General features: G+C 45.4%; 19 protein-coding genes. All 19 read left to right on the top strand.

What is annotated here, in order from left to right:
- Positions 1-13 precede the first annotated feature (13 nt).
- The 19 genes from pseI to ACFSW8_RS08610 all read left to right on the top strand — a co-directional run bounded on the left by pseI (position 14) and on the right by ACFSW8_RS08610 (position 22,259).
- A complete protein-coding gene (gene pseI / locus ACFSW8_RS08700; protein ID WP_377087291.1) occupies positions 14-1,063 on the top strand; it encodes a pseudaminic acid synthase in 1,050 nt (349 codons plus the stop codon).
- A 20-nt stretch (positions 1,064-1,083) separates the two neighbouring features.
- Positions 1,084-2,520 carry a lipopolysaccharide biosynthesis protein gene (locus tag ACFSW8_RS08695; RefSeq protein ID WP_377177992.1) on the top strand — a complete coding sequence of 479 codons (1,437 nt, stop codon included), beginning with the start codon at positions 1,084-1,086 and terminating at the stop codon, positions 2,518-2,520.
- 27 nt (positions 2,521-2,547) lie between these two features.
- Entirely contained in the window at positions 2,548-3,447 is a 900-nt protein-coding gene (locus ACFSW8_RS08690) for a hypothetical protein (RefSeq protein ID WP_377177990.1), read from the top strand.
- Between the two features lie 11 nt (positions 3,448-3,458).
- Complete coding sequence (locus tag ACFSW8_RS08685) at positions 3,459-4,898, top strand: hypothetical protein (RefSeq protein WP_377177988.1); 1,440 nt, start codon at positions 3,459-3,461, stop codon at positions 4,896-4,898.
- A complete protein-coding gene (locus ACFSW8_RS08680) occupies positions 4,891-6,006 on the top strand; it encodes a glycosyltransferase family 4 protein (protein ID WP_377177986.1) in 1,116 nt (371 codons plus the stop codon). The genes ACFSW8_RS08685 and ACFSW8_RS08680 overlap by 8 nt, the downstream gene beginning before the upstream one ends.
- A 221-nt stretch (positions 6,007-6,227) precedes the next feature.
- Positions 6,228-7,805, top strand: a complete 1,578-nt coding sequence (asnB, locus tag ACFSW8_RS08675) for an asparagine synthase (glutamine-hydrolyzing) (RefSeq protein ID WP_377087282.1) — start codon at positions 6,228-6,230, stop codon at positions 7,803-7,805.
- A 36-nt stretch (positions 7,806-7,841) separates the two neighbouring features.
- Positions 7,842-8,258, top strand: coding sequence for an FAD synthase family protein (locus ACFSW8_RS08670; protein WP_377087281.1), 417 nt, complete (start codon positions 7,842-7,844; stop codon positions 8,256-8,258).
- A 6-nt stretch (positions 8,259-8,264) separates the two neighbouring features.
- A complete protein-coding gene (locus ACFSW8_RS08665; protein ID WP_377177984.1) occupies positions 8,265-8,615 on the top strand; it encodes a hypothetical protein in 351 nt (116 codons plus the stop codon).
- A 22-nt stretch (positions 8,616-8,637) separates the two neighbouring features.
- Positions 8,638-9,756 (top strand): CDP-glycerol glycerophosphotransferase family protein, encoded by a 1,119-nt coding sequence (locus ACFSW8_RS08660; RefSeq protein ID WP_377177982.1) that lies wholly within the window; start codon positions 8,638-8,640, stop codon positions 9,754-9,756.
- A 378-nt stretch (positions 9,757-10,134) separates the two neighbouring features.
- Positions 10,135-11,931 carry an O-antigen ligase family protein gene (locus ACFSW8_RS08655; protein WP_377177980.1) on the top strand — a complete coding sequence of 599 codons (1,797 nt, stop codon included), beginning with the start codon at positions 10,135-10,137 and terminating at the stop codon, positions 11,929-11,931.
- A gap of 17 nt (positions 11,932-11,948) precedes the next feature.
- Positions 11,949-12,089, top strand: coding sequence for a sugar phosphate nucleotidyltransferase (locus ACFSW8_RS08650; RefSeq protein WP_377087276.1), 141 nt, complete (start codon positions 11,949-11,951; stop codon positions 12,087-12,089).
- Between the two features lie 521 nt (positions 12,090-12,610).
- Entirely contained in the window at positions 12,611-13,537 is a 927-nt protein-coding gene (locus ACFSW8_RS08645) for an exosortase/archaeosortase family protein (protein ID WP_377087274.1), read from the top strand.
- Positions 13,530-14,309 (top strand): exosortase-associated EpsI family protein, encoded by a 780-nt coding sequence (locus tag ACFSW8_RS08640; RefSeq protein ID WP_377087272.1) that lies wholly within the window; start codon positions 13,530-13,532, stop codon positions 14,307-14,309. The genes ACFSW8_RS08645 and ACFSW8_RS08640 overlap by 8 nt, the downstream gene beginning before the upstream one ends.
- A gap of 8 nt (positions 14,310-14,317) precedes the next feature.
- The gene (locus ACFSW8_RS08635; RefSeq protein ID WP_377087271.1) at positions 14,318-15,712 is read left to right on the top strand and encodes a sugar transferase; all 1,395 of its coding nucleotides are present in this window, start codon (positions 14,318-14,320) and stop codon (positions 15,710-15,712) included.
- Positions 15,713-15,755: 43 nt separating this feature from the next.
- Positions 15,756-17,177 (top strand): O-antigen ligase family protein, encoded by a 1,422-nt coding sequence (locus ACFSW8_RS08630; protein ID WP_377177978.1) that lies wholly within the window; start codon positions 15,756-15,758, stop codon positions 17,175-17,177.
- A gap of 50 nt (positions 17,178-17,227) precedes the next feature.
- Positions 17,228-18,463 (top strand): hypothetical protein, encoded by a 1,236-nt coding sequence (locus ACFSW8_RS08625; protein ID WP_377087267.1) that lies wholly within the window; start codon positions 17,228-17,230, stop codon positions 18,461-18,463.
- 94 nt (positions 18,464-18,557) lie between these two features.
- The gene (locus ACFSW8_RS08620; RefSeq protein WP_377177976.1) at positions 18,558-19,160 is read left to right on the top strand and encodes a hypothetical protein; all 603 of its coding nucleotides are present in this window, start codon (positions 18,558-18,560) and stop codon (positions 19,158-19,160) included.
- A gap of 74 nt (positions 19,161-19,234) precedes the next feature.
- Positions 19,235-20,017, top strand: coding sequence for a polysaccharide biosynthesis/export family protein (locus tag ACFSW8_RS08615; protein WP_377087265.1), 783 nt, complete (start codon positions 19,235-19,237; stop codon positions 20,015-20,017).
- A 196-nt stretch (positions 20,018-20,213) separates the two neighbouring features.
- Positions 20,214-22,259, top strand: coding sequence for a polysaccharide biosynthesis tyrosine autokinase (locus ACFSW8_RS08610; protein WP_377087263.1), 2,046 nt, complete (start codon positions 20,214-20,216; stop codon positions 22,257-22,259).
- Positions 22,260-22,286: the final 27 nt, after the last annotated feature.

The raw sequence follows: 22,286 nt of genomic DNA, 5'->3' as shown, positions 1-22,286 counted from the left end.
AGATGATAATCGCATGAAGGAAATCTGCATAGATGGTCAAAAGATCGGCAATGGAGCGAGCACTTATGTGATCGCTGAAATTTCAGCCAATCACAATCAAGACATTCAAGAGGCAATTGATTTGGTATATTTGGCCAAGGAGTGTGGCGCGGATGCGGTGAAAATTCAGACTTACACTCCTGATACCATGACCATTGATTGTAGTAATGAGCATTTCCGTATAGGTGAAGGAACCATATGGGAAGGTAAGAATCTCTATGAACTTTATGGCGAGGCGTATACTCCATGGGAGTGGACGGGTAGGTTGTTAGAGGAAGCCAAGAAGGCAGGAATTACTCTATTTTCGAGTCCATTTGATATCACGGCAGTAGACTGTCTTGAGCAGCATAACATGCCCGCGTATAAGATAGCCTCATTTGAGTTAGTGGATCACCCATTGATTGCGCGTATTGCTAGAACAGGCAAACCAGTGATTATGTCAACTGGGATGGGAAGTCTGCGTGAAATTTGTGAAGCAGTAGAGGTGTTGGAGAAGAATGGGTGTAAGGAGTATGCGCTATTAAAGTGTACGAGCTCTTATCCAGCGCCAGTTGATGAGGCTAACTTGGCTCGGATGAAGCATATGGAAGAGGCCTTTGGTGTAGCAGTGGGTTTATCTGACCATACGATGGGGTCTACGGTGCCAGCAATAGCTGTAGGTTTAGGAGCGGCTATTGTGGAGAAGCACTTTACTAAATCTAGAGATATAGAGGGGCCAGACAGTGCGTTTTCTATGGAGCCGAATGAGTTTTCGGAGATGGTTAAAGCCGTGCGAATTGCAGAACAGGCGGTAGGTACGGTAAGTTATGAATTAACTGAGAAAGAAAAGAATAGCACAGTATTCAGGAGGTCAATTTTCGTAGTGGAAGACGTAGCTGCGGGTGATCTTCTTACTGAGGAAAACACTCGGATTATTAGGCCTGGGTATGGCTTGGCTCCACGCTATTATGATCAAGTGTTAGGAAGAAAAGTTAATGCCGATGTAAAGAGAGGAACTCCACTTGAGTGGGGAATATTAGCTTGATAGATCAAAAGCGTTAAGAGATGCGAAAGCTACTAGCTCATAAAGTTGTCCAAGGTACTTTATGGTATTCGGTTGTTGGTATACTCACCAGCGGGATCAGTCTGATTCTGTTACCAATAATGACAAGGTGGATGTCACCAAAGGAATTTGGTATTTTGAATTCTGCGGTAGCTTTGTCCCAGTTAATCATGCCGTTTGTAACGATTGGTCTCGGTTCTGCGGTTATAAGATATTACCACGAATATAAGAGTGAGGAGTCGAGGTTTCGCCGCTTTTTTAGTGCTGCATTTTGGTTTCAGACGATTGCGTCATTATTCGTCGTTGGTGTATTAATCGCGTATTTTTGTTATACAGAATTGTTACTAGGAGTCGATTTTTACCATATTATCCCTATATTGATCATCGTATTGGTAAATCCTCCTAGGGATTTGGGGAATCATATGTTGACTGCAGTGGAAGACCATAGCCGATCCAGCAAGAATCAGCTGATCGCATTTGTGGTGGGAGTAGCACTTTCGCTTGTATTGATGGGATGGGCTGATTTGGGAGCTCTAGGGCGGCTTTATGGAAGGGCAGCTGGTGCGATTGTAGCGATGTTGATGCTATTCTGGCTGCCAGAGTTTAGGTCCAATCTATCTTATTGTGTTGATAGGATTGAGCTTAAGAAAGCGCTACAGTTTGGAGCACCCTACATTCCCTACACCTTGGCTTTGGCAGGGATGCTGACAGTGGATAAATTATTGCTGCAGTATTATGGGGAAATGGACGAAGTAGGTATTTATTCTGCATCCAAGACGGTTGCTGTAGGGGTCTCGTTCGTTTTCGTAGCTGTGACGAAATCTTGGTATCCCCGATATGTGGCATTGAGAGAAGAGAATAAGGAGATCGCGATCTTGAGAGGACAGTGGTCAGTGCTCTGTTTACTATCACTCTCGGTAGTTGGATTCACTCTCACAGCTCCAGTAGTTTTTCCGTATATTGTAGATGAACGGTATTGGGGAGGAGTAGAAGTCTTACCAGTTCTCGCGATAGCGACTTATTGTTACGGGCTTTTTTTGGTACAGGCGAATTATGTGAATTTTTTGAAGAAGACACTGAGTCTGCCGATCATAGCAGGATCTGGAGTTCTACTGAATTTTTTAATGTGCAAGGAACTGGTGTCGGAGCTTGGAATGAGTGGTGCAGCCTATGCTAACTTTGGGGGGTATGGGCTAATGGTAATTATGCTCATCGTGTATGGCTACTTCTTGGAGGGCAGGCTTGGGGAGCGAATCATCCAGCCATGTGTATCGATACTGGCATCAATTATAGGGGTCTACTTGATCATGGGGATGACCGACAGTTTGGGAATCATAGATCGAATTTTTTACTGCGGAATAATCTGTATAGCATACTACTGTATCTGGAAGTTAGGTATGATGATTATGAATCGATCGACGGACAATTGTGAAGCGTAGCACGTAGACCTACACCATTTATTATATATGAATTGGTTATCAAAAATAAAATCAGACCTGAGGCCGCTCTATCGATCAGAGCAGACGTCACTAAGTCGTTTATTGTTGTTGAGGATTTTAACTGAGATTAATTGTTTTTCTTACCAATTGAAATATTGGAGGTTGCGTCAAATTACGCGTAAAAAATTTGATGAGATGAGGAAAAATAAAGCTGAAAATGTCTTTGTTTTTGCTAATGGGCCATCACTCAGCTGTATAGATTTTTCTAAGATCAAGTCACTGATTGATTGTGGTGAATTTGATCTGATAGTCGTAAATAACTTTGCATCAAAAGTGATAGAGAAATACGACATAACGCCCACACTAGGGGTGTTCGCAGATCCTGTTCATTATGGAGAAAGACCGGAGGTAAAGGGGTCTTTTGATAAAGATATCTCAGTAATGAACGACAGGAATATACCAGCGATGGTGCCCTACCGTTATTACGATAAAAGTAAGTTTAGTAATAGTGTTCCATATAGTGGAGTTAGGAATGTATTCAGAACGAATGTTTCTGATTTATCGAAACCTCTTGGTTATATGTATTTGAGTGCTCTTCACGCCTTGAGTTCTGCATTGTATATTGGTTATGAAAACGTGTATATATGTGGTTATGATAATTCTTATTTTAAATCTTATGGTGTAGATGATGATGGATCCCAATTTTTTCAAGATGAACATTTTTACGATGCAAAGGTAGGCCGTAGGTATTTACCTGAGTCACAGTACGGACCTACCTCTTTTGTATTTTACGACACCTATAGGCATTTTAAGTATTTGGAGAAGGTTCAGCGCTACGCTTCAAGTGATATAGGTATAAAGAATATCGCAAAAATGACATACACAAATTCCTTCGAGAGAGATTTTTCTCTGAATGTTTACAAGTGATTCTTTTTATTATGAATAAAGGATTTTTTAATATAATATTTGTAGTCATTTCGATGCTGGTTGGGGTGCTGGTTATGGTGTCTGTTTTATCTAGCGGTAGTAACGAGATCGGAAAATTGGCCACATACATGTCGATTGGATGCTTTTTACTCGGAGTTATCAAACCAAGTGTGGCAATATATGTATTGGTGATATTGGCAGGATATAGTGACTTGTTAAAAAGATTTATGGTTCTGGGGTCCTCGATAACAGATTTCGATTTAGTGTTTGTACTATCGATGTCCCCGCTTACACTTGCTGGTATTGTCACTCATTTATTTGTATCACAAGTTATCTATCAACAGATGAGGAAGGTGGACTTGTTACGGTTTGTTGGGTGTACAATTGTGTTGCTAGCAGTTGGAGCAAGTGCCTTGTTGGGGGACGGTGGAGTCAAATCTCTGAGGGTCGTAGCTGACTATGGTGCTTTTATATATTTATTATATGTTTTACCCATTTTGTATCCAACAAAAAAAGATTTATTAAGGTATGCAAAATTTGCTGTTATTGTGTTTATCCCAGTTGCTGTGTATGGGATATGGCAGCGATTGTATGGATTTGCCGACTTCGAGTTAGATTACTTGGCAACGGGGTTATCCATTGAGTCTAGGCAATTGGGTCAAGTTGGTATACGCCCATTTTCTACTCTCAATGCTGCGAGTTCACTCACTATAGTGATGGCATCATGTTCGATGTTATCCTACATACTGTTTAGGTTTAAAATGATTGGAGTCGTATTGTGGATAAGTCTTCAGGTTTTGTTTACTGTAGCGTGTATTATGACATTCACTCGGGCTGGTTGGGTTTGTTTGTCTATTTATCCTTTTGTTGTTATAGCTCTCAGGTATCGACTAACTACTATCATTGGGTACATGTGCGTTATATTAACAGTAGGGTTAGTGGTGTGCTACTCCGATTGGTTTTTAGATAATTTGCACGGATGGCAACATGAAATTAGTGGAGATCATGGGACTAGTACTCAGGCCATGAAGGTGACAACGCTGTATGATCGCTTTTTGGGTTTCTCGAATCTAAAGAATCCCGATAATTGGCAGCCTTTCGGGGTAGAGCAATCTCATGTTCCAAGTGAGTACCGTTATGAGGATCCTACATTTTCCCATGACATGATTTCTCGCTTTATTTTCAAGTGGGGCTATGTCCCCGCAACGATGCTTGTATGTGTGGTAGGCGTGTTATTGTGGAAGGTTCACTCCGTGATATTTGGAATGAATGATAAGTTAAAAAAACAAACGACGTTGATATTAGGCGCGAATTGTGCGGTATTGTTTTCTTTGGCAGCAGGAAGCTATGTTTTTCAATTTCCAGCAAATGTATTCTTGTGGATATTCACTACATTAACTCTACTTTTCTGCACCAAATATAACGAAGAAGGTGAAGGTTCCTATGAATAAGGATTGTAAGTCCGTGTTGCTGATGGGGCACTTATCTCCATGTATTCACGGTCAGGCCACGCAGTATAGTGAGTTGTTACGTAATTCTTTGGTTTGGAAGGATATTGAAATACATCCGATCAATGCGGTTTATGCAAAAAGTCGTGAGGACGTGTCATCCGTTTCCCTTCGGAAATTACTGTTATTTCTATGGTATAACATAAAGATGGTAGCCACCTGCGTTGGGACTGATGCTCGTTTGATTATACTGAGCCCTAGCTTTGGGAGAGGGGTCATACTTCGGGACATAGCAACGGTTCTTCTGGCTAAGTATGTGTGCAGAATGAAAGTGGTCGGATGGGTGCATATGGATCCCCATCGTCTTGAGTTGGATGAGGGGATGTCTATCTTCAATAAATTTGTAAAATGGGGGGTGAGGCGCTTTGATTATTTGGTTAGTTGCGCAGAATCTTTACCTAAGGGCTGGCCTAGTTATTTACGGGGAAGTCCTGAGGTTTCGATACCCAATGCACTGAATGTTAGACTGAATGATTGTAAGAGAATGCGAGCTGGGAGTAAGTTGAGAGTTGGCTATTTGTCTTCAATGGAAGACTTGAAGGGATGGGCTGACTTGCTTACAGTTTCCCAGAGAGTTGAATATCCGTTAAAGGAAATAGAGTTTCACTTTTATGGTGGGTCTGGAGTGGGAGAAGATACAGATTCAATACGATCACTATTTGAGAGCTGTGACGGAGCTAATAAGGTATATTGGCACGGAGCTGTAAGTGGTTCAGCGAAGAGTAAAGCGTTCTTAGGGATGGATATCTTTTGTTTGCCATCTCATACAGAAGCATTTCCGTTAGTCATACTTGAAGCGATGTCATATTCCTTACCTATAATCGCCTCTAATGTGGGAGCAATTAGTGACGCTGTTGATAGCTGTAGGGGAGGCTGGCTATATAGAGCGGGTGATCGAGACGATTTGAAACATGTCTTAGAAGAGGCTCTTGAGCAGCTGGATAAGTGGGAAAGTATGGGGGAGTATAACCGATCAAAATTTGAAGAAGAGTATGCTATGGAAAAGTTTTCCTCACGATGGCATCAGTTTATTGTAGATGTGGTAAATTGAGGGTGGTGGATTTTTGGGCTATGTGCTGGAGGGAGATAATCTCATGGCGTATCTATCTAATCGGGTATTGATTAGGAATGGGTTCTTTCAGAGGTTATATAAATTTTTAGATCATTACATGAAATGGGCCTTTATATTGAGGAGAAATATTCTTATGAGTATCCCATGCATTATTTTCTGATAAATGGCATAGATTTGTAGATAGTTAATTTGATTAGATTATGTGTGGTATATTAGTGAACAGTAGTCTGGACGCAGAGCTTAAAGAGTTTGAGAATGCTTTAGATGGTATGAAGCATCGAGGTCCTGATGCTAGGGGGATAGTCAAGGAGGGGGGGTGGCGACTTGGACATACACGATTAAAGATATTAGACTTAGATGATCGCAGTAATCAGCCATTCATGTCACGCGATGGCAGATATTTGATGGTATATAATGGGGAGGTTTATAACTATAGAGAACTCAGTGCGAAATACGATCTCGACTGTCATACATCGGGTGATACAGAGGTATTGATGCTGTTGTATCAGAAGTTGGGTGTGCAGATGCTTAATGAGCTCAACGGTATGTTTGCCATTGTTATTTTAGACCGACTGAGCGGTGATGTCTTTTTTGCGCGAGACAGGCTGGGGATCAAACCGTTGTATTACAAGCGGAGTACTGATGGGTTGATTGTAGCTTCAGAGATTTCGCCTATTCTCTCATTTCTCGACAACGTTGAATATGATTATGTTGGTTTGCGGCAGTATGCAAAGCTACGCGCCTTCTTTAATGGGCGTACTGCGTATAAAGGGATAAAGATGTTACCCGCTGGGCATTATCGTCTGAATGATCGTTTGGTGAAGTACTGGAATCTGCCATTGGGTGAGCAGCAGGCTCCGAGTGATGAGGAGCTGCGGGATCTGATAGAAAAGGCGGTTCGTAGGCGTTGCATTTCTGATGTGGAGGTTGGGAGTTATTTAAGTGGGGGGCTGGATAGTACGATAGTTGCAGGTTTGGCGGATAAGCCTCATACGTGGACTGTTGGATTTGACGGGTACAATGAATTTGAATGGGCTCGCATAGCAGCAGAGAGATTTGGCTCTCAGCACCACGAGGTAGGGATTGAGCGAGAGGAGTTTTTGTCTATGGCGCGGAAGATGATAGGGGAGCGTAGGGAGCCTCTTTCTGTTCCGAATGAAGTGTTGTTGCTACGTATGACGCAAGAGGTGAAGAAGCATAATACTGTTGTGTTAAGCGGTGAGGGGGCAGATGAGCTTTTCTTTGGCTATGATCGTATCTTTCGATGGGCGGCTGAGCAGAAGGAATGGGATTTAAGGGCATTTTCGGCTCAGTACAGCTACGGGTTACATGAGGACTTGGAGGTGTTAGAGGATGTGATGGCGCCATTTGTAGCGGAGGGGCAAACACCGTTAGATATTGTTGCTAGGTTCTTCCAAATTGGTCACCTTCATGGATTGCTGCGGCGTGTGGATAACTCGACAATGCGTTGTTCGGTGGAAGCACGGGTGCCATTTGTAGATCACACTTTGGTGGAGAGGATGGCTGGTGTGTCAGCTGAGTTCCGGATGAAAGATGGGGAGGTGAAGGCACCTTTGAAGCGGATCTTTTCAGATGTTTTGCCAGATGAGATTATTCATAGAAGAAAGATTGGTTTCCCGGTGCCATTGGAAGAGATTTTCTTTGGGCGGAGTTCTGATCAAAATGGACCACAGAGAGATGCATTAGATCATTGGTTAAAATTTAATTTAAAGTGCCTCACGGGGGGGGAGATGGATTTGGCAGATTTGGGGATTTAAATCTGTTGTGAAGCTTCTACTGTTTTAAAGAAAGTTATGGTAATAGGATATACGACAGGAGTTTTTGATCTTTTCCACATTGGTCATTTGAATCTTTTGAAAAATGCGAAAGGGATGTGTGATAAGCTTATTGTGGGTGTAACAACGGATGAGTTGGTGAGTTATAAGAATAAGCGTGCGGTGATTCCGTTTGAGGAAAGAATGGAGATTGTGCGAAATATTGACTTTGTGGATGTGGTGGTTCCTCAGGAAAATATGGATAAGATGAGTGCGTGGGAGATGCTGCGGTTTGATATTATGTTTGTGGGGGATGATTGGGCAAAGACTGAGAAGTGGCAGCAGTTTGAACAAGATTTTGAAAAGGTCGGAGTGAAGGTTGTTTATTTTCCTTACACGAAATCGACTTCTTCCACCTTGATCAATGAGACGCTGAAGAAGCTGAGAGATGAATAGTGTGGCATGGTAGTGGACAGAAAAAGATGGGGAGCGCTTCAGGGGGGGGGGCAGTTGTGGCTTAATGATATATTTTCTAGGGTGGATGTGTATAATAATGGCTTAGGTGAGTTGCATAAGCCAAAAGTCTTTGCGATCCATTCGGTTGTTAGAAATGAGGTGTCTCAAAAGGTGAGAGTAGATTGGTACTCGAAGGTTGGCAGAAGTTATCGTATTGAATCTAGTTCTAATCTAAAAGATTGGGAGACGGTGGGGTCGGTTTTAGACGTGGGGCTTGGTCAGAGTTTTTCTTATGAACATGCTGTGGATGCATGGAGTGAGAAGCGTTTTTATCGCGTGGTTGAAATTTCGGAGTAGGAGTTAGCGGGTGGTAGGGTGTATGAAAGAAATGCTCAAAAAGCTGGTGACTCTGTTGATACGGATTACGCCTAAGAGGAGTTATTGTTATATGAAGGCGATGCCCTCGTATGATGACAGTGCAGTTGCTGTGTATAATTCGCTGCCGCTTGAGCGCCTAGAAAAGGTGGTGTGGTCTTACTATAATGATGAGGATCGACCTCCATTTGAGGATAGGGGGAAAACTATCCATGTGAAGAAGGGGAGTGTGAGGGATTTTTACTATGGCATCGTTTCAAAGTATATCTTTACGACTCACGGTCACTTTATTCCGGATGTCCCCAAGAGTCAGATTTGCGTGAATATGTGGCATGGTATGCCATTCAAAGCGATTGGCCTCTTGAATCATATGCCTGGGAGAAGAGATACTTACATTTGTGCCACATCGCCACTGTATCAAAAAGTGATGTCTGACGCTTTTGGGGTATCGTGTAATAGAGTCCTTACCGTAGGATCTCCACGAAATGACTATCTCTTTGCTGAGGGGGCTTCAATTTGGAATTGGATGGAGATTGATCGTAGCCAATATGCCAAGGTGTTCATCTGGTTGCCTACCTATCGCCAGTCAGTGGTAGGAGACATCCGCACGGATGGTCTAGAAGTTGGAAATGTCTATGGGATGGGAACGGTCGATGAAGGTGATTTTGAAAGATTTCTGGAGCGAGAAAACTGCTTATGCCTTGTCAAAGCCCATCCGATGTCTCCGAAATATGAGCAGACTAGCTCATCACATGTCCTTCACATAGATGAGAAGTGGCTTTGGGAGAGAGGTTTATTACTATATCAGGTGTTAGGGCAGATGGACTTTTTAATATCTGATATCTCATCGGTGATGGTAGATTTTAGCTTGTTGGATCGCCCTATGATTGCTTGTTTTGAAGACGCCACTGAATATATGGCTTCACGTCCGATGGTCTTTGAAAATATCTTTGATTGGTTGCCAGCTTCTGTAGTTCACCACTACTCAGGTCTTAAACAGGAGCTACAGAGTTTAATTAGAGATGAAGATCCAACCGCGGAGAAACGTGGCAAACTCATGCGTCAGTTTCATCAACACATAGATGGGAAGGCAACGGAACGATTACTAAAAAAGGTTTTGTAAATGTTGATGTTAGAAAAGTTCTATTGGCTATTGGCTATTGCTATAATCGCTTCTTTAGGGGTAACTATGAGTTGGTCGCTGGCTGTTTTGGGTGCATTATTAATGGGATTGGGCCTGCTGTTGTATCTGCTTGCTAAGGGGGGGGATGTCAGGGGGCTGAGGTGTTGGGAGGTTATTGGGGTGTTTCTCTGTTTGGGAGTGTTGTGCCGGGGTGAGGTGTATGATTTGTGGAAAGAGGATGTTGCGATATTTCTTATTTTCAGTGGCTGGTATTTATTGATGCGTTTGGAGCGGCGTTCTCAGTTCATATTATGGGGAGGGTTGGGGATTGTTTTGCTCAATGCTGTGGTTTTTTTTCTGCAGAGTAAGGGAGTGGAGGTGAAAGTACCAATACAGTGGGTGAGCGAGCGGGCTTCAGAGGGAAGTGTTTATGGTTTTTTCACTGATTACGGTGCTTTGGGGAATGCGATGGCGATGCTTTCGTTTTTTTTGGGAGCTTATGCAATGTGGGGAAAGTCAGCTGGCTTTCCGCGCATTTTGATGGGAGTGGCGGCCTTGGTATCAGCTTGGATAGCATCGGTATCTGGCTCACGTTCAGCGGTATTTTCGTTGTTAGTGGGAGGTGGGGTTTTATTTAGCCTCTCTTGGTTAATGATTGGTCAGTTAGGTGAAGTTGTTAGGCGGCGGTATCGGTTTTGTTTATCGCTTGTAGGTGTGGTTTCGTTGATCATTTTTGTGGTGGTTGGGATGAGTACATTTATTAAGCGTGATGTGCGGTGGGAGAGTGGGGGGGTGGCGACTTCAAGCAACATAAGAGAGAGCTATTGGGGGATGGCAATGGATCAATGGTTGCAGTCTCCAATGTTGGGTACAGGAGGGAGGAGTTATAGCTATGAGGGTTTGAAGTTTTGGGGTGGAGGAATGTCGCAAGGGGATGCAAGTCCTGAGTTTGTGCATAACGAGTATATTCAGGTGTTAGGTGATTATGGGGTGGTTGGGTTTATTATATTTTGTGTGATTTTGTGTTTTTATTGGAGGCGTGGAGTTAGAGAATGTCTTGTTAGTGAATTGAGCCCCCGATCTTGGAAGAGGGTGGCTGGTGTGTGTGGGCTTACGGTGATGGCTATTCATTGTTTGGGAGATTTTCCTATGCGTTTGCCATTCAATGCCATTTTGGCGGCAACAGCACTAGCGTGGTGTTTGCCGAGAAAAGCTGCGGTGCATAGCAGAGATGCTAATGTTGAGCCCGTGAAGGCGGGCAGCCTACAAGTTAAAGTTGCGTGCATTGGTATGTTGGCTGTTATGAGTTGTGCTTATGCAGGCAGAGAAGTGTGGGCGGCAGTTCCTTTAATAAAGAATCAGCAAGTTAGAGAAGACGGTGAGTGGATTCCTGAGGGGCATGAGGATCTGCTCGATGATTATCGTTTGGCGAATCAGCGTTCGGCTGACTTTAGGAGGAGTCAGCGGATTGGGCAATTGTTTCACCTATCTTGTCTGAGTGGGGCGGAGGAGGATCGCGCTATGGCGATTAGTTACTATGAAGAGTCGTTGGGGCGAAACCCGTATAATCCGGTGCCTATGGTTAATCTTGGAAGTTTGTACTCTGAATCTGGTGATTGGGAGAGGTCTGAGGAATACTACCTCATGGCTGAACCCTACGCAGGCGAACGGTCAAAGTATTTTGGTTTGGCAATGAAGGTCGCTAGAAATAAGGTGGCTCAGGCTGAGGAGGCCTTTCGGAAGCGTGCGTACTCACATGCTGAGTCATATTTGGTAGGCGCGATAGAGGTGTTGGCAGCGTCTTCGCAATCACCTTCAAAGGTGCGGCTTGAGCGCGACTGTATGGTTTCGCGCATAAAGATTGCATTAGTGCAGCGTCGATATGACGACGCGTCTCACATTTGGGAAGATATGAAAAGGGAGTATAAGCCGTGGGTGATTTCTGATAAAGATGGCCAAGTGCACTTAAGCTTGGCGAATAGTTATTATGATGCAGCAAATGGCGCTTGGCGGGAGAGGGAACCTGAGCTGGCCAAGGGGCTATATGAGGCAGCTGTACAGCACTTCTTGAAGGATAAGGCTACTAGGAGAGGGAGTTTTGATAGGGAGCGTGACGAGAAGTTGGAGTTTTGTTTAGAGGCGTTGAAGGTGATGGAGCAGGGTGGTGTTAATTAGTGAGTTAGTTTTTTAGAATGATAGCGATAATATTAGCTGCGGGAATGGGGAGTAGATTAGCTCCGATAACTGAGACACGGCCAAAGTGTTTAGTGAAGGTGGTGTATGTGCCTCCAAAAGGATATAGTATGTCCTATTTCAGTGGGCTATATCCCTGATGTGGGGGCAATTGTTTAGTTGTTGTTCAGTCAGATAACGTTCCAGAACTATTTTTATAGAGTGTTGCTAGCTTGACGTGATGGGTTTGACGTGAAAACTAGCTATGCGAATTCATTAATCATTTGATAGAGAAACACATTCCCCTGAGTGAATACAAGAAGGCCACGCATTCGGCGAAGTCCAGGAGGGTGATACTCCTTTATCAAAAGACTGGGATTTATCATGCGTGTTTTGCGGGGCGTTTAGGCTGGAGCCCCACCATGTTGATGAGCTGGAGTTTGATGTTAGTGATTCTAGTGCTAGTGGGGAATAATGAGTGGGGGGAAGACATTGTGTCGGCTTTTGTTGTAGGCGACAGATTATGGGATATTTTTGTTTCTCTTGTTGTTTTTGGGAAATGTGGAAGTGTTTTCCTACATATATCTGGTCTATGGGTGTTTGACTTGGGCCATATTCGCTGCGTACATCGTGGTTTCAGGAGTGTACATGCATCGTCTGAGATATTGATTAATTGACTGTTATGGATAGGCAAGAAGGCTGGTTTAGATCAACTATAGCGATACCTCTTCTTTTGATTGGGGGGGTAATCGTCTATTTCTTCGGTATTTGTGATGTTTATTCCGTTTTGGATAACAGGAAGAGTGAGGTGTTTCCATGGATGGTAGATTCATGGAACGAGAGGAATGATTTGTTGCACGGGTATGCTGTGCCGTTTTTGTTTCTAGCGTTTTCCTATCAGGCCTGGAGGGAAATGTTGAAGGAGCCGAGTTCGAACGGGACATGGGGGTTAGGTATTTTGTTGGTGGGATTGTTGTTGTTCATGGCATCAGCGAGAACGATTCAGCCCAGACTGGCGCTGATAGGGATTCCGTTTTTGATTTCAGGTGCTGTGATATTTGTGTGTGGCTGGAAAGCTGGAAGGCACATGCTGTTTCCTGCATTTTTTTGGTGGTTTGCTATTCCGGTTCCGGGGCTCAACCAGATGACGAATCACTTGCAGGTATTTGTGACCCAGGCGTGTTATTACGTTGGAACTGGGGTGGGGATGGAATTGATCAACACAGGGAATAACATACATTCCGCTACAGATAAGTGGGATTTTAATATTGCAGAGGGTTGCAGTGGGATTCGTTCTTTAATGGCTCTGGTGATGATCGCTGCGATTTTTGCTTATTACACGCAGAAGGAGCTATGGAAGAAAGTGTTAGTTTTTGCAGCTTCATTGCCCTTAGCTTTGTTTGGTAATTTTTGTCGGGTGTTTACGATTTTAGTATTAGCCGAATTGGGTTTTGAGGATTTTGCAGCGAATGCGTACCACGATTTTTCAGGGATTTTGTTATTCTTTCCAGCGGCGTTAGCGGGCTTGCTATTACTGGATCGATTGTTGAATCTTAAAAAATATAAAAGGAAGGTGAAAGTGACGCGGAAAGGGGGAGAGGATGCATAGTTCTGATCCTAGTATACCAAGGCGTTTATGGGTATTATTGGGTATTCTCGTCTTAGGGTTCTCGTCGATATGGACTCTTCCCAAGCAGGAGGAAATGCGTGCGTCTCGGTTGTCGCAAGATTTGCCAGAGAGAGTGGGTGGGTGGTACAGTGAAAAGCGAGAGGTCAGCGATGTGGAAAAAAAGACATTAGCGGCGGATACGGAGTTCGCGAGGCGGTCGTATCAGACACCCGCTTTAGAAGGCTTTGATGGTATCGAAGTGTCTGTTGTTTTCTCGGGGAGAGATATCAATAATAGTTTGCATCGTCCTGAGGTATGTTTGAGGGCGCAAGGGTGGAATTTCATCAGACAGCGACCGGTGGTGTTGAAGGGGGTTTTGGTTGACGGTGGGGACTTGCCCGTGCGCGAGATTGTGAGTGTGCGACCGAGGGTTGGTAGGAATGGCGAAGAGCCGCCAAAGAACAAGATGGGTGAGCCAGTGTACGACATGCGCATCCAGTATTATACGTACTTTGGGGCAGAGAGGATTGTTTCTGGGCACTATGAGCGGACGATGGAGGACATCAAGGCGCGTCTATTTGGGGGGTATGATCAGCGGTGGGCGTATGCCACCTTCAGTGTGGGCGTTACCTCAGTATATAGGGATCAGGGCTTTGATGTTCCCGATCACCGATATTATGACGAAGAGCAGAGTACTCAGATTATGGTAGATTTTCTCAAGCAATTGTTACCTGAAGTTGTTTCGGGAATGTCGAAAGTTGAAAGGAATTAAGAACAGGTATGTTAGGGTCCTCGAAAAAGGAAGAATTCTCCTTACAAGCATTACAGATATGTGATGCCTTTTTGGTTTGGGCTGGATTTGCATTGGCATCGGGTATTCGTTGGAATGTCATTGATGGGGAATATACGGGTATTGGATTGGACAGGATTGCTTGGTTGCTTTTTGTGTTAGTGCCATTCACGCCGCTGACTCTTGAGTTGTTTGGTTTTTATCGCAATGTGTTGAACAAGAAAGCTTCAGCGGCCCTGTGGAAGGTGATTCAAACGGCAACTGTGATGGCCCTGGTGCTTGGTGGTTGTGTGGTGGTGTTTCAGTTGGATCCGTCTTCGCGATTGGTTTTATTTTTTGGAGGGACCTTTGCGTTTACTTTCATTTTTCTGAGGTTCCTCTGGGTGAGGAATGTGCTGAGGAGGAGGGTGAAGAATGGAGCATCGCGTGAGCGAGTGGTGATGGCAGGCTTGCCGGAGGACATCGAGGGGTTTGTAGAGGGCTTGCCCAAAGGGGTGACAGATTATATTGAGGTGTGTGCTGAATTTGATTTGGGTATACGTAATCCGCTTGAGTTGGCGGACTTGATAGTTGAGAAGTCTGCTCAGCGTGTGATCATTTCCCCAAAGAATGTACTTTTCGATAAGATTGGTGAGGCTGTTGAAGTTTGTGAGACACAAGGCGTAGAGGTATGGGTAGCTGCAAATTTCATACGATCACAGGTGGCGAGACCTGCTTTTGATACGATGGGTGAGCAGCCGATGTTGGTATTGCGTTCGACGCCGGAATTGTCCTGGGCGCTGTTAGCGAAATCCCTGTTGGATAGAGCTTTTGCGATCATTTTGATTCTACTGAGTTTTCCCTTGTGGGTATTTGCAGCGGTTGGGATTATGATTGCGGACCCTGGCCCTGTGTTTTTCCGACAGCGGAGATCGGGTAAGTATGGGAAAGAATTTAAGATGTGGAAGTTTCGGACGATGGCCGTGGATGCCGAGGCGAAGTTAGCACAGGTGAAAGAGCAGATGGGTAATCAGATGACTGGGCCAGTGTTTAAGCTCGACGATGACCCGAGGGTGTTTCGGTTTGCGAAGATTTTGAGAAAGCTGAGCATCGACGAGCTCCCTCAGTTGTTAAATGTGTTGGCTGGGGAGATGAGTATTGTAGGGCCTAGGCCTTTACCTGTTTACGAGGTGAAAGACTTTGAAAAATCGGCTTACCGCAGGAGGTTGAGTGTGAAGCCTGGGATTACTTGTACGTGGCAAGCGGGAGGGAGAAATGAGATTACCAGTTTTGAGGAGTGGGTGGCGATGGACTTAGCGTACATTGATAATTGGTCACTGTGGTTGGATCTAAAAATTATTCTTAAGACGATACCTGCAGTGTTGTTTGTAAAGGGAGCGAAGTAGAGTTGTGCTGAGCCGAGTTGTTAATGTGTTGTTCTGCCTGACTGTGGCAGTGGGGCCACTGTTGATGGGGTCATATTATGGGGCTTACCGCTGGCCATTGTTGATCTTGGCGACATTGACTGGGGTGCTGGGCTTGTTGGTGGTTCCTCCGCAATCCAAGAAGGTGTCGTTCTGGGTGTTGGTGGTTGCAGTGTTGGGTTTAATGCTTCAGGGCGGTTGGATGTGGTATAATGCGAGGACTTTTTTGATAGAGAATGAGATCTACGAGGGGGTGCATTATTTATGGCATTTGGAGCCAGTCGCTGGGCAGCCATATCCAGGCTTACCAGGTGCGGTCGATAAGGCTCAGGCGTGGGATCGGTTGAGTTATGTGCTGCCGTGTTTGTTGTTAGTGTTATCTGTCCGTCAATTGGTAGCTCACCAAGTAATAAAATTGCGCACCATGTGTGGGTGTGTTTTTTGGGTTGGGGTTTTTGTCGCGGGGTTAGGTTTGGCGCAGAGGTTGTCAGGGGCTGAGGGGATTTACTGGATGGACGTTGTGGATTTGCGCGGAAGGGGGTATTTTTTTGCCACTTACCGTAGTCCAGGAATTGCAGCGACTTATTTGAACATGGCTTTGATGTTGGGGGTGGCGCATTTTTTTGCGGAAGTGCGCACAAGGGCAAAGTCTTATCAGCGAGGTGCCGCGTATCCTATTTGTGTGCTGATTGGAGTGTTGTTGGTATTTGTTGCAAGTATCTTTGCGGGTTCTAAGGCAGCAGCGGTAATGGCTGTGTGTGGTCTGCTGCTGTGGATTGCGGGAAGTGCACGCATGAGTCTACGGATTTTAAGATATTTTCCCTTGCTCTTCCCTAGTGGGAGTTCTCGGGAGAGAAATATCATATTGGGGGCAATTGGGGGGGCGTTTTTATTAGGTGGTTTGGCGCTGAGTGAGACTGTGGTGGAGCGTTGGAAGGGTAGTCATGAGGGGGGCTATGGCACTCTGGTGGCTCGGCAAGAGGCCAATAAGGTGCAGGTGGCAATGGTCGAGGATGAGGAGTGGGGGGCGATGGGCTTTGGTCCAGGGGCCTTTTATGTCTTGTTTCCAATTTATGTGGAGGTTGCTGATGCGGATATCAATGAGCGATGGGATTATGCCCATAATGATTATCTTCAGACGTATGTAGAGTGGGGGTGGCTTGGAGGAGGCATGTTCGCAGTTCTTGTTGCTGGGGGCTTTTGGGGGGGGAGTAAGTCAGGGTGGCTAAAAACAGCAGGTCACAAGAAGACACATGTGCTCTATGTGAGGGGGGGGGCTATTGCAATGGTGTGCTGTATGGTGCAGGCGCTGATTGATTTTCCACTACAGATTGAGTCGATTGGGGTGATTTTTGCGATTTTAGTCGGAGCAGGCTGGGGAGTTAATAGTTTAGGTCGTAGAGGTGCAGTGAGTGAGGGGAGAAAAACGACTCAGCGCTTGACATAATCTATCAGTTCGCTTTTTTGCATCTAGCAATTTTTTACCACCCGATAATTATGCAACTAAAAAATACTATTGCCCCCGTTCTTGTGTCGTCACTAGGGATGGTGGGGAGTCTTGGCGCTCAGGATCTTACAGGAGCTTATGGATCATTCAGTGAAGCAGCTTTGAAGAGTGCTGCATTGGAGAGCTTAGGTTTAGATTTAGGCGACGATGAGTTGCAGGAAGGTAAGATGCTCGATTACTTCAAATTTGGGGTAAATGTTCGTGCTGAATACAATGACAATATCTTTTTAACCGATACGAACGAGGTCAATGATGTGATTTTACGGGTGAGTGTGCCACTGGAGTTATCGAGCCCCAATGAATCCGTCAACGAATGGTCCATCGGTTACACGCCTCGTTTCAATTTCTATGCGGACAATAGCTCAGAAGATGGCATCGATCACTTTGTGAATGCTGGCTACAACCGCCAGTGGGCGAAGACATCACTGGATTTTGGGTTTGGTTACAGTAAGACGCGTGGATCGAACCGCTTTGCCTCCGGGAGTATTGAGCGTGATGGGTACAATGCGAATTTGAGCTTGAGTCATATTTTGACTGGCAAATCACGTTTGGATTTTGATCTGGGTGGTTTGGTTGATGATTATGTGGATCCTCGCTTGTTTGATCGCAACCGCTACAACACTCGCTTGGCATGGCAGTATCAGGTGACGGGTAAGACCACTGTGGGTCCCTACATTGCCTATGAGGGGGTGAATGTGCAGTCAAATCCTGACCACAATGCCGTCTCTGGTGGTATCAAAGGAACCTACCAAGCTCTTCAGAAAACAGTGGTTACTGGCTACGTGGGGGCTGAGTACCGAAAGTTCGATGGTGGTGCTTTGAATAGTAAGACCTCTCCGTCCTTTGAAGTTGGTGCGACACATCAATTTTCTGGCAAAACCTCTTTTTCAGGGATGTTGTACCACACGATTCGGGCATCTTACAGTGATTTTGGGCAGTCCTACAAGGCAACGGGCGTGAACTTCTTGGCCCGCTATGCCTATAGCTCTCGGATTAATATGCGCGCAGGTGTGAGTTACGAATATGACGATTACTTTGCTGTGTCAGCGCTCTCAGGCCCTGATTTTGACGATCATTATATCACTTTCTTCCTTGGTGGTGACTACGCAATGGATAACGGGCTGATTCTCGGTTCTGGCGTCCGTTTGTCGCGCAAAGATTCGAGTCAGGATCCGCGTGATTTTGACAATTTCATCTTCAATGTGGACGCTCGTTATAGCTTCTAGTGTTTTTCAGCTCTGAAGCGTTAGGTTTTTAGATTTGCCAAGTTTCAGATCCTATCCTAAAACGATTCTAAGTTCCTTACCCCAAATTACTCTTATGAAATTTTCAACTCTCATTGCTACAGGAGTTTTTTGCTCCACAGCGATGCTCCTCAGTACAGGTGTGGCTCATGCCCAGCAAGGTTCAGCCAGCATTCAGAAGAAGCAAAAATCAGAAATCTCTGTGATGGTGCCTGAAGATGGTAAGCCCATCACTTACTCAGTAGATGGCAAGGATTTTTCTGTAGGCGCTGGAGAGTCTGTTATTTTGCCAGCATTGGTGAAAGACCTTGTGTTACCTGAGGGGGCAAACCTCCAGACTCGACGCACTAAGCCTGACGGCACGATTGTCACTGCTCTCTTCGTAGCGGATAAGCAAATCACTTTGCCGACCGTTCGAGTGAAACAATTGCGTTTGGCTTCAGAAAATTTGACTTTGATTAAGTTGACGACTGAGTCACCGTTGAAAGATTTAGAAGTGGTAAATTTTGAGCTAGGAACGCGTACGGTGACTACTGCCGATGGGGTGACAACCACCCCGATCACTGCAGCAACACGAGGGCAGCAGAATCTCAATCGTACCTCCTTATTTGTTGAGGGGCAGCAAACTGATGTGAATACCGTCACTGGAGCGACAGCGACTGACGCGAATCGCCCCTAGATCTTGATAAGTGATTGGTTATCAATTAGTATGGGGTGCTACGAGTGTGGTGCCCCATTATTTTATCTATTGTCATGAAGTTACTACTTAGTTCTCTATTTCTCCTATTCTCTAGTCTGGTCGTGATGGCCGAATATAAGATGGAGAAAGATGATTCGATTAGAATGATTGTTTATCAGGAGGAGGATCTTTCGACTGAGGCGCAAATCGGTAAGTCGGGTGAAGTGTCTTTTCCATTGATTGGGAATGTGAAGTTAATTGGTAAGACGCTTAAAGAAGCTGAAAAGGAGATTAAAGAGCTCTACGAGAAGGATTATTTAGTTAGTGCTCAGGTGAATCTGTCCATTGTAGGTTATGCTCAGAAGTGGGTCATTGTGGGGGGGGATGTGCGATCTCCCGGAACGATTAATTATCCTGAAGAGGGGGCTTTGGATTTACGTGGAGCCATAGCACAAGCTGGCGGTGTTGCGGAGAGTGCGGATACTTCGCGTATTGTTGTGAGGACTAAAGGTGGTGCCGTGAAAACCTATAGTCTGAAGTCTTCAGGCAGTAAGGTTTTGGGGCATGGTGATACGATTACAGTCTCTAGATCATCGCTAAGTAAGTCGTCGATTACGGTAACAGGTAATGTGAAGTCTCCGGGTATCGTGGAATTTCCTAAGACGGGGAGTTTGGATATTTTAACTGCGATTGCGCAGCGTGGTGGTTTTGATAATATCGCGAACAAGAAGGATGTGATCGTACGCCGCGATGGGCGTCGAATGATTATTAGTTTGCGCGATATTCAAAACGGTAAGAGTAAGATGTTCTATATGAAGGCTGGTGATATTCTTACGATTCAGGAATCGCGGTGGTAGATTGCTGATTGCTGATTGCTGATTGCTGATTGCTGATTGCTGATTGCTGATTGCTGATTGCTGATTGCTGATTGCTGATTGCTGATTGCTGATTGAGGGAGCTTGCTCTTGACCTTTTTCGGTCATCCGTTTAGGTGCGTGTTCTGCACATTCTGAATTAGATATTTAGAATAACATCCAACTAACCAATACCTCCATGCCTGCTGACCCTTTTGCTGACGACGACTTTTTTTCTCAGAATGAGGAACTTCCTGTGAATAGTCGTGTTGGAATGAGCAACGTGCGTCAGGCTCTGGGGCGCTGGTGGGTGATGCTGATCTTTGGTGTCTTGGGGTATTGTGGAGCGTTGTACTACATGTCGATCATTCCGACGAGTACTGAGGCTGTTGCTGTGCTTGAGATTGAGGCCAAGCAAGATCAATTGATTGGAGCTGAATTCCAGAGTGACCAGCTCGGTTTGGAGATGGCTATGGCCACCGTGGTCAATAAGTTAGTTAGCCCGAGTTTGCTCACAGAAGTTGCTCAAAGTCCAGAGGTTGAAGCATTACAGAATTTTCTACCACCTAAGCTATCTTACAAACCGCGCTATATGCGAGAGGAGGCTGAGTTGGCATTTCAGCCGGCATCCGAGGTGGAGATTTCTGAGCGAGTAAGGTCTATTGCGGATTGGTTGGATATTGAAATGCGCGCAGGTACGGCCTTGCTAGATGTGAAGGTGCGACACGCAGACCCTGAGGCAGCGAGAACGATCGCGGATACTTTGTTGCGTGTATTCGTTGAGAAAGAAGAGGCTCAGTTGGCTACTGGATCCTCTGATGCCTATAAAATTCTTCAGGGGGAGGCTGAAGAGGCGAAGGAGAAGTTAGAATCTGCAGAGACATCGGTGCAGGTTTATGTCTCTGCTCTGCGTTTGAATGAGCAGCTTCAGGAAAAGAGGGCTGAGGTCATCACCTTGCGCCAACGTTATAAGTCGAAGCATCCACGACGCATCCAGGAGGAAGCGCTGTACGCTGACCTGTTGGATCGCTTTTCAAGAGAGATCAAGCGTTCCGCTGCCGTGAAGAGTGAGCAAGCCTATTGGTTGGAGTACCGAGATCAGCTTGCGGCATTAGAAGAAGTAGCTCGGAAAGGTGAAGGAGAAGAGGCCGAGCTTGCTGCTGATGAATGGCTAGCCATTGCGCAAAATGCCCTTTCCTCGAGAGCGAGTTTACTGCAAAAAAATGTGGCTCAGAGTGGGGAGATGTATGCCAACATCGTCCAGCGGATGACCGAAATTGACGTGTCGGATGACAAGAGTCTGACGAAGTTGAAAATCGTGGAACCGGCATTTATTGGTACAGCGATGGAATCGATTCGGCTTCAGTACTTGGCGATAGGTTCTGTGGTTGGGATAGCCTGTGGTTTTGGGATTGCCTTTTTGTTGTCGGTGATCGACTACAAGATTTACGATGTGCGTTCTGCTGAGGAAACGACTGGTCTGACCTGTATGGCGGCGATTCCGGTTTCCTCGAAGTTCGGACGCCGCAAGGAATGGGATTCGGTGTTGAATGTCGATCCACACTCTGCGAATGCGGAGGCGATCCGCAATCTGCGTGCTGCGATTGTCCTTCTTGGCCGTCAAGAGCGCAATAAGGTGATCCTAGTGACTTCTGCGATACCTGGAGAGGGCAAAACAACAGTCTCATCTGAAATGGCGGCAGCGTTTGCTTTGAATAAGGAGCGGACTTTGCTTATCGATATGGATTTGCGTCGCCCCAAGTTGACTGATTCCTTCGGGGACTTGAAAGAGAAGCCGGGAATTGTAGAAGTTCTGGCGGGGCAGGCTGAGCTTGACGATGTGATTCACGACACCGCGATTGATCAACTTCGTGTGATTGGATCTGGTGAACATGCTCCTAATCCATCTGAGTTGCTTCACGAGGGTGACTTTTTGAGGATTCTGGAAACTCTCGTTCCTCGTTACGATCGCATTATTTTGGATTCGGCTCCAGTATTGCCGGTTGCAGACTCACGACTTTTGGCAAAGCATGCTCAGGCTGTGATTATGGTGGTGCGCTCGCGCAAGACTCCCATTGGGGCGATTATGCGCGCCCGTGATTTGCTGAAGCAAGCAGGCGCTAAGGTAAGTGGGGTGGTTGTGAATGGTATGAAACGTGCTGGGGCTGGTAGTTACCACGGTTACAAGGGATTTGGCGAATATGGCGCTGAAGATTATGGATATTATGGTGGTGGCGACAAGTAGTTCCCTACACCAGGGTGGATTTCACTC

The sequence above is a fragment of the Rubritalea tangerina genome (assembly GCF_042683245.1).
GTDB lineage: Bacteria > Verrucomicrobiota > Verrucomicrobiia > Verrucomicrobiales > Akkermansiaceae > Rubritalea > Rubritalea tangerina.
This window is presented reverse-complemented; position numbering and strand designations above follow the sequence as displayed.

Excerpts from the sequence above, each read along its gene's own strand:
- pseI (WP_377087291.1), top strand. The coding sequence starts at position 14 with ATGAAGGAAATCTGCATAGATGGTCAAAAGATCGGCAATGGAGCGAGC.
- ACFSW8_RS08695 (WP_377177992.1), top strand. The coding sequence starts at position 1,084 with ATGCGAAAGCTACTAGCTCATAAAGTTGTCCAAGGTACTTTATGGTAT.
- ACFSW8_RS08690 (WP_377177990.1), top strand. The coding sequence starts at position 2,548 with ATGAATTGGTTATCAAAAATAAAATCAGACCTGAGGCCGCTCTATCGA.
- ACFSW8_RS08685 (WP_377177988.1), top strand. The coding sequence starts at position 3,459 with ATGAATAAAGGATTTTTTAATATAATATTTGTAGTCATTTCGATGCTG.
- ACFSW8_RS08680 (WP_377177986.1), top strand. The coding sequence starts at position 4,891 with ATGAATAAGGATTGTAAGTCCGTGTTGCTGATGGGGCACTTATCTCCA.
- asnB (WP_377087282.1), top strand. The coding sequence starts at position 6,228 with ATGTGTGGTATATTAGTGAACAGTAGTCTGGACGCAGAGCTTAAAGAG.
- ACFSW8_RS08670 (WP_377087281.1), top strand. The coding sequence starts at position 7,842 with ATGGTAATAGGATATACGACAGGAGTTTTTGATCTTTTCCACATTGGT.
- ACFSW8_RS08665 (WP_377177984.1), top strand. The coding sequence starts at position 8,265 with ATGGTAGTGGACAGAAAAAGATGGGGAGCGCTTCAGGGGGGGGGGCAG.
- ACFSW8_RS08660 (WP_377177982.1), top strand. The coding sequence starts at position 8,638 with ATGAAAGAAATGCTCAAAAAGCTGGTGACTCTGTTGATACGGATTACG.
- ACFSW8_RS08650 (WP_377087276.1), top strand. The coding sequence starts at position 11,949 with ATGATAGCGATAATATTAGCTGCGGGAATGGGGAGTAGATTAGCTCCG.
- ACFSW8_RS08645 (WP_377087274.1), top strand. The coding sequence starts at position 12,611 with ATGGATAGGCAAGAAGGCTGGTTTAGATCAACTATAGCGATACCTCTT.
- ACFSW8_RS08640 (WP_377087272.1), top strand. The coding sequence starts at position 13,530 with ATGCATAGTTCTGATCCTAGTATACCAAGGCGTTTATGGGTATTATTG.
- ACFSW8_RS08635 (WP_377087271.1), top strand. The coding sequence starts at position 14,318 with ATGTTAGGGTCCTCGAAAAAGGAAGAATTCTCCTTACAAGCATTACAG.
- ACFSW8_RS08625 (WP_377087267.1), top strand. The coding sequence starts at position 17,228 with ATGCAACTAAAAAATACTATTGCCCCCGTTCTTGTGTCGTCACTAGGG.
- ACFSW8_RS08620 (WP_377177976.1), top strand. The coding sequence starts at position 18,558 with ATGAAATTTTCAACTCTCATTGCTACAGGAGTTTTTTGCTCCACAGCG.
- ACFSW8_RS08615 (WP_377087265.1), top strand. The coding sequence starts at position 19,235 with ATGAAGTTACTACTTAGTTCTCTATTTCTCCTATTCTCTAGTCTGGTC.
- ACFSW8_RS08610 (WP_377087263.1), top strand. The coding sequence starts at position 20,214 with ATGCCTGCTGACCCTTTTGCTGACGACGACTTTTTTTCTCAGAATGAG.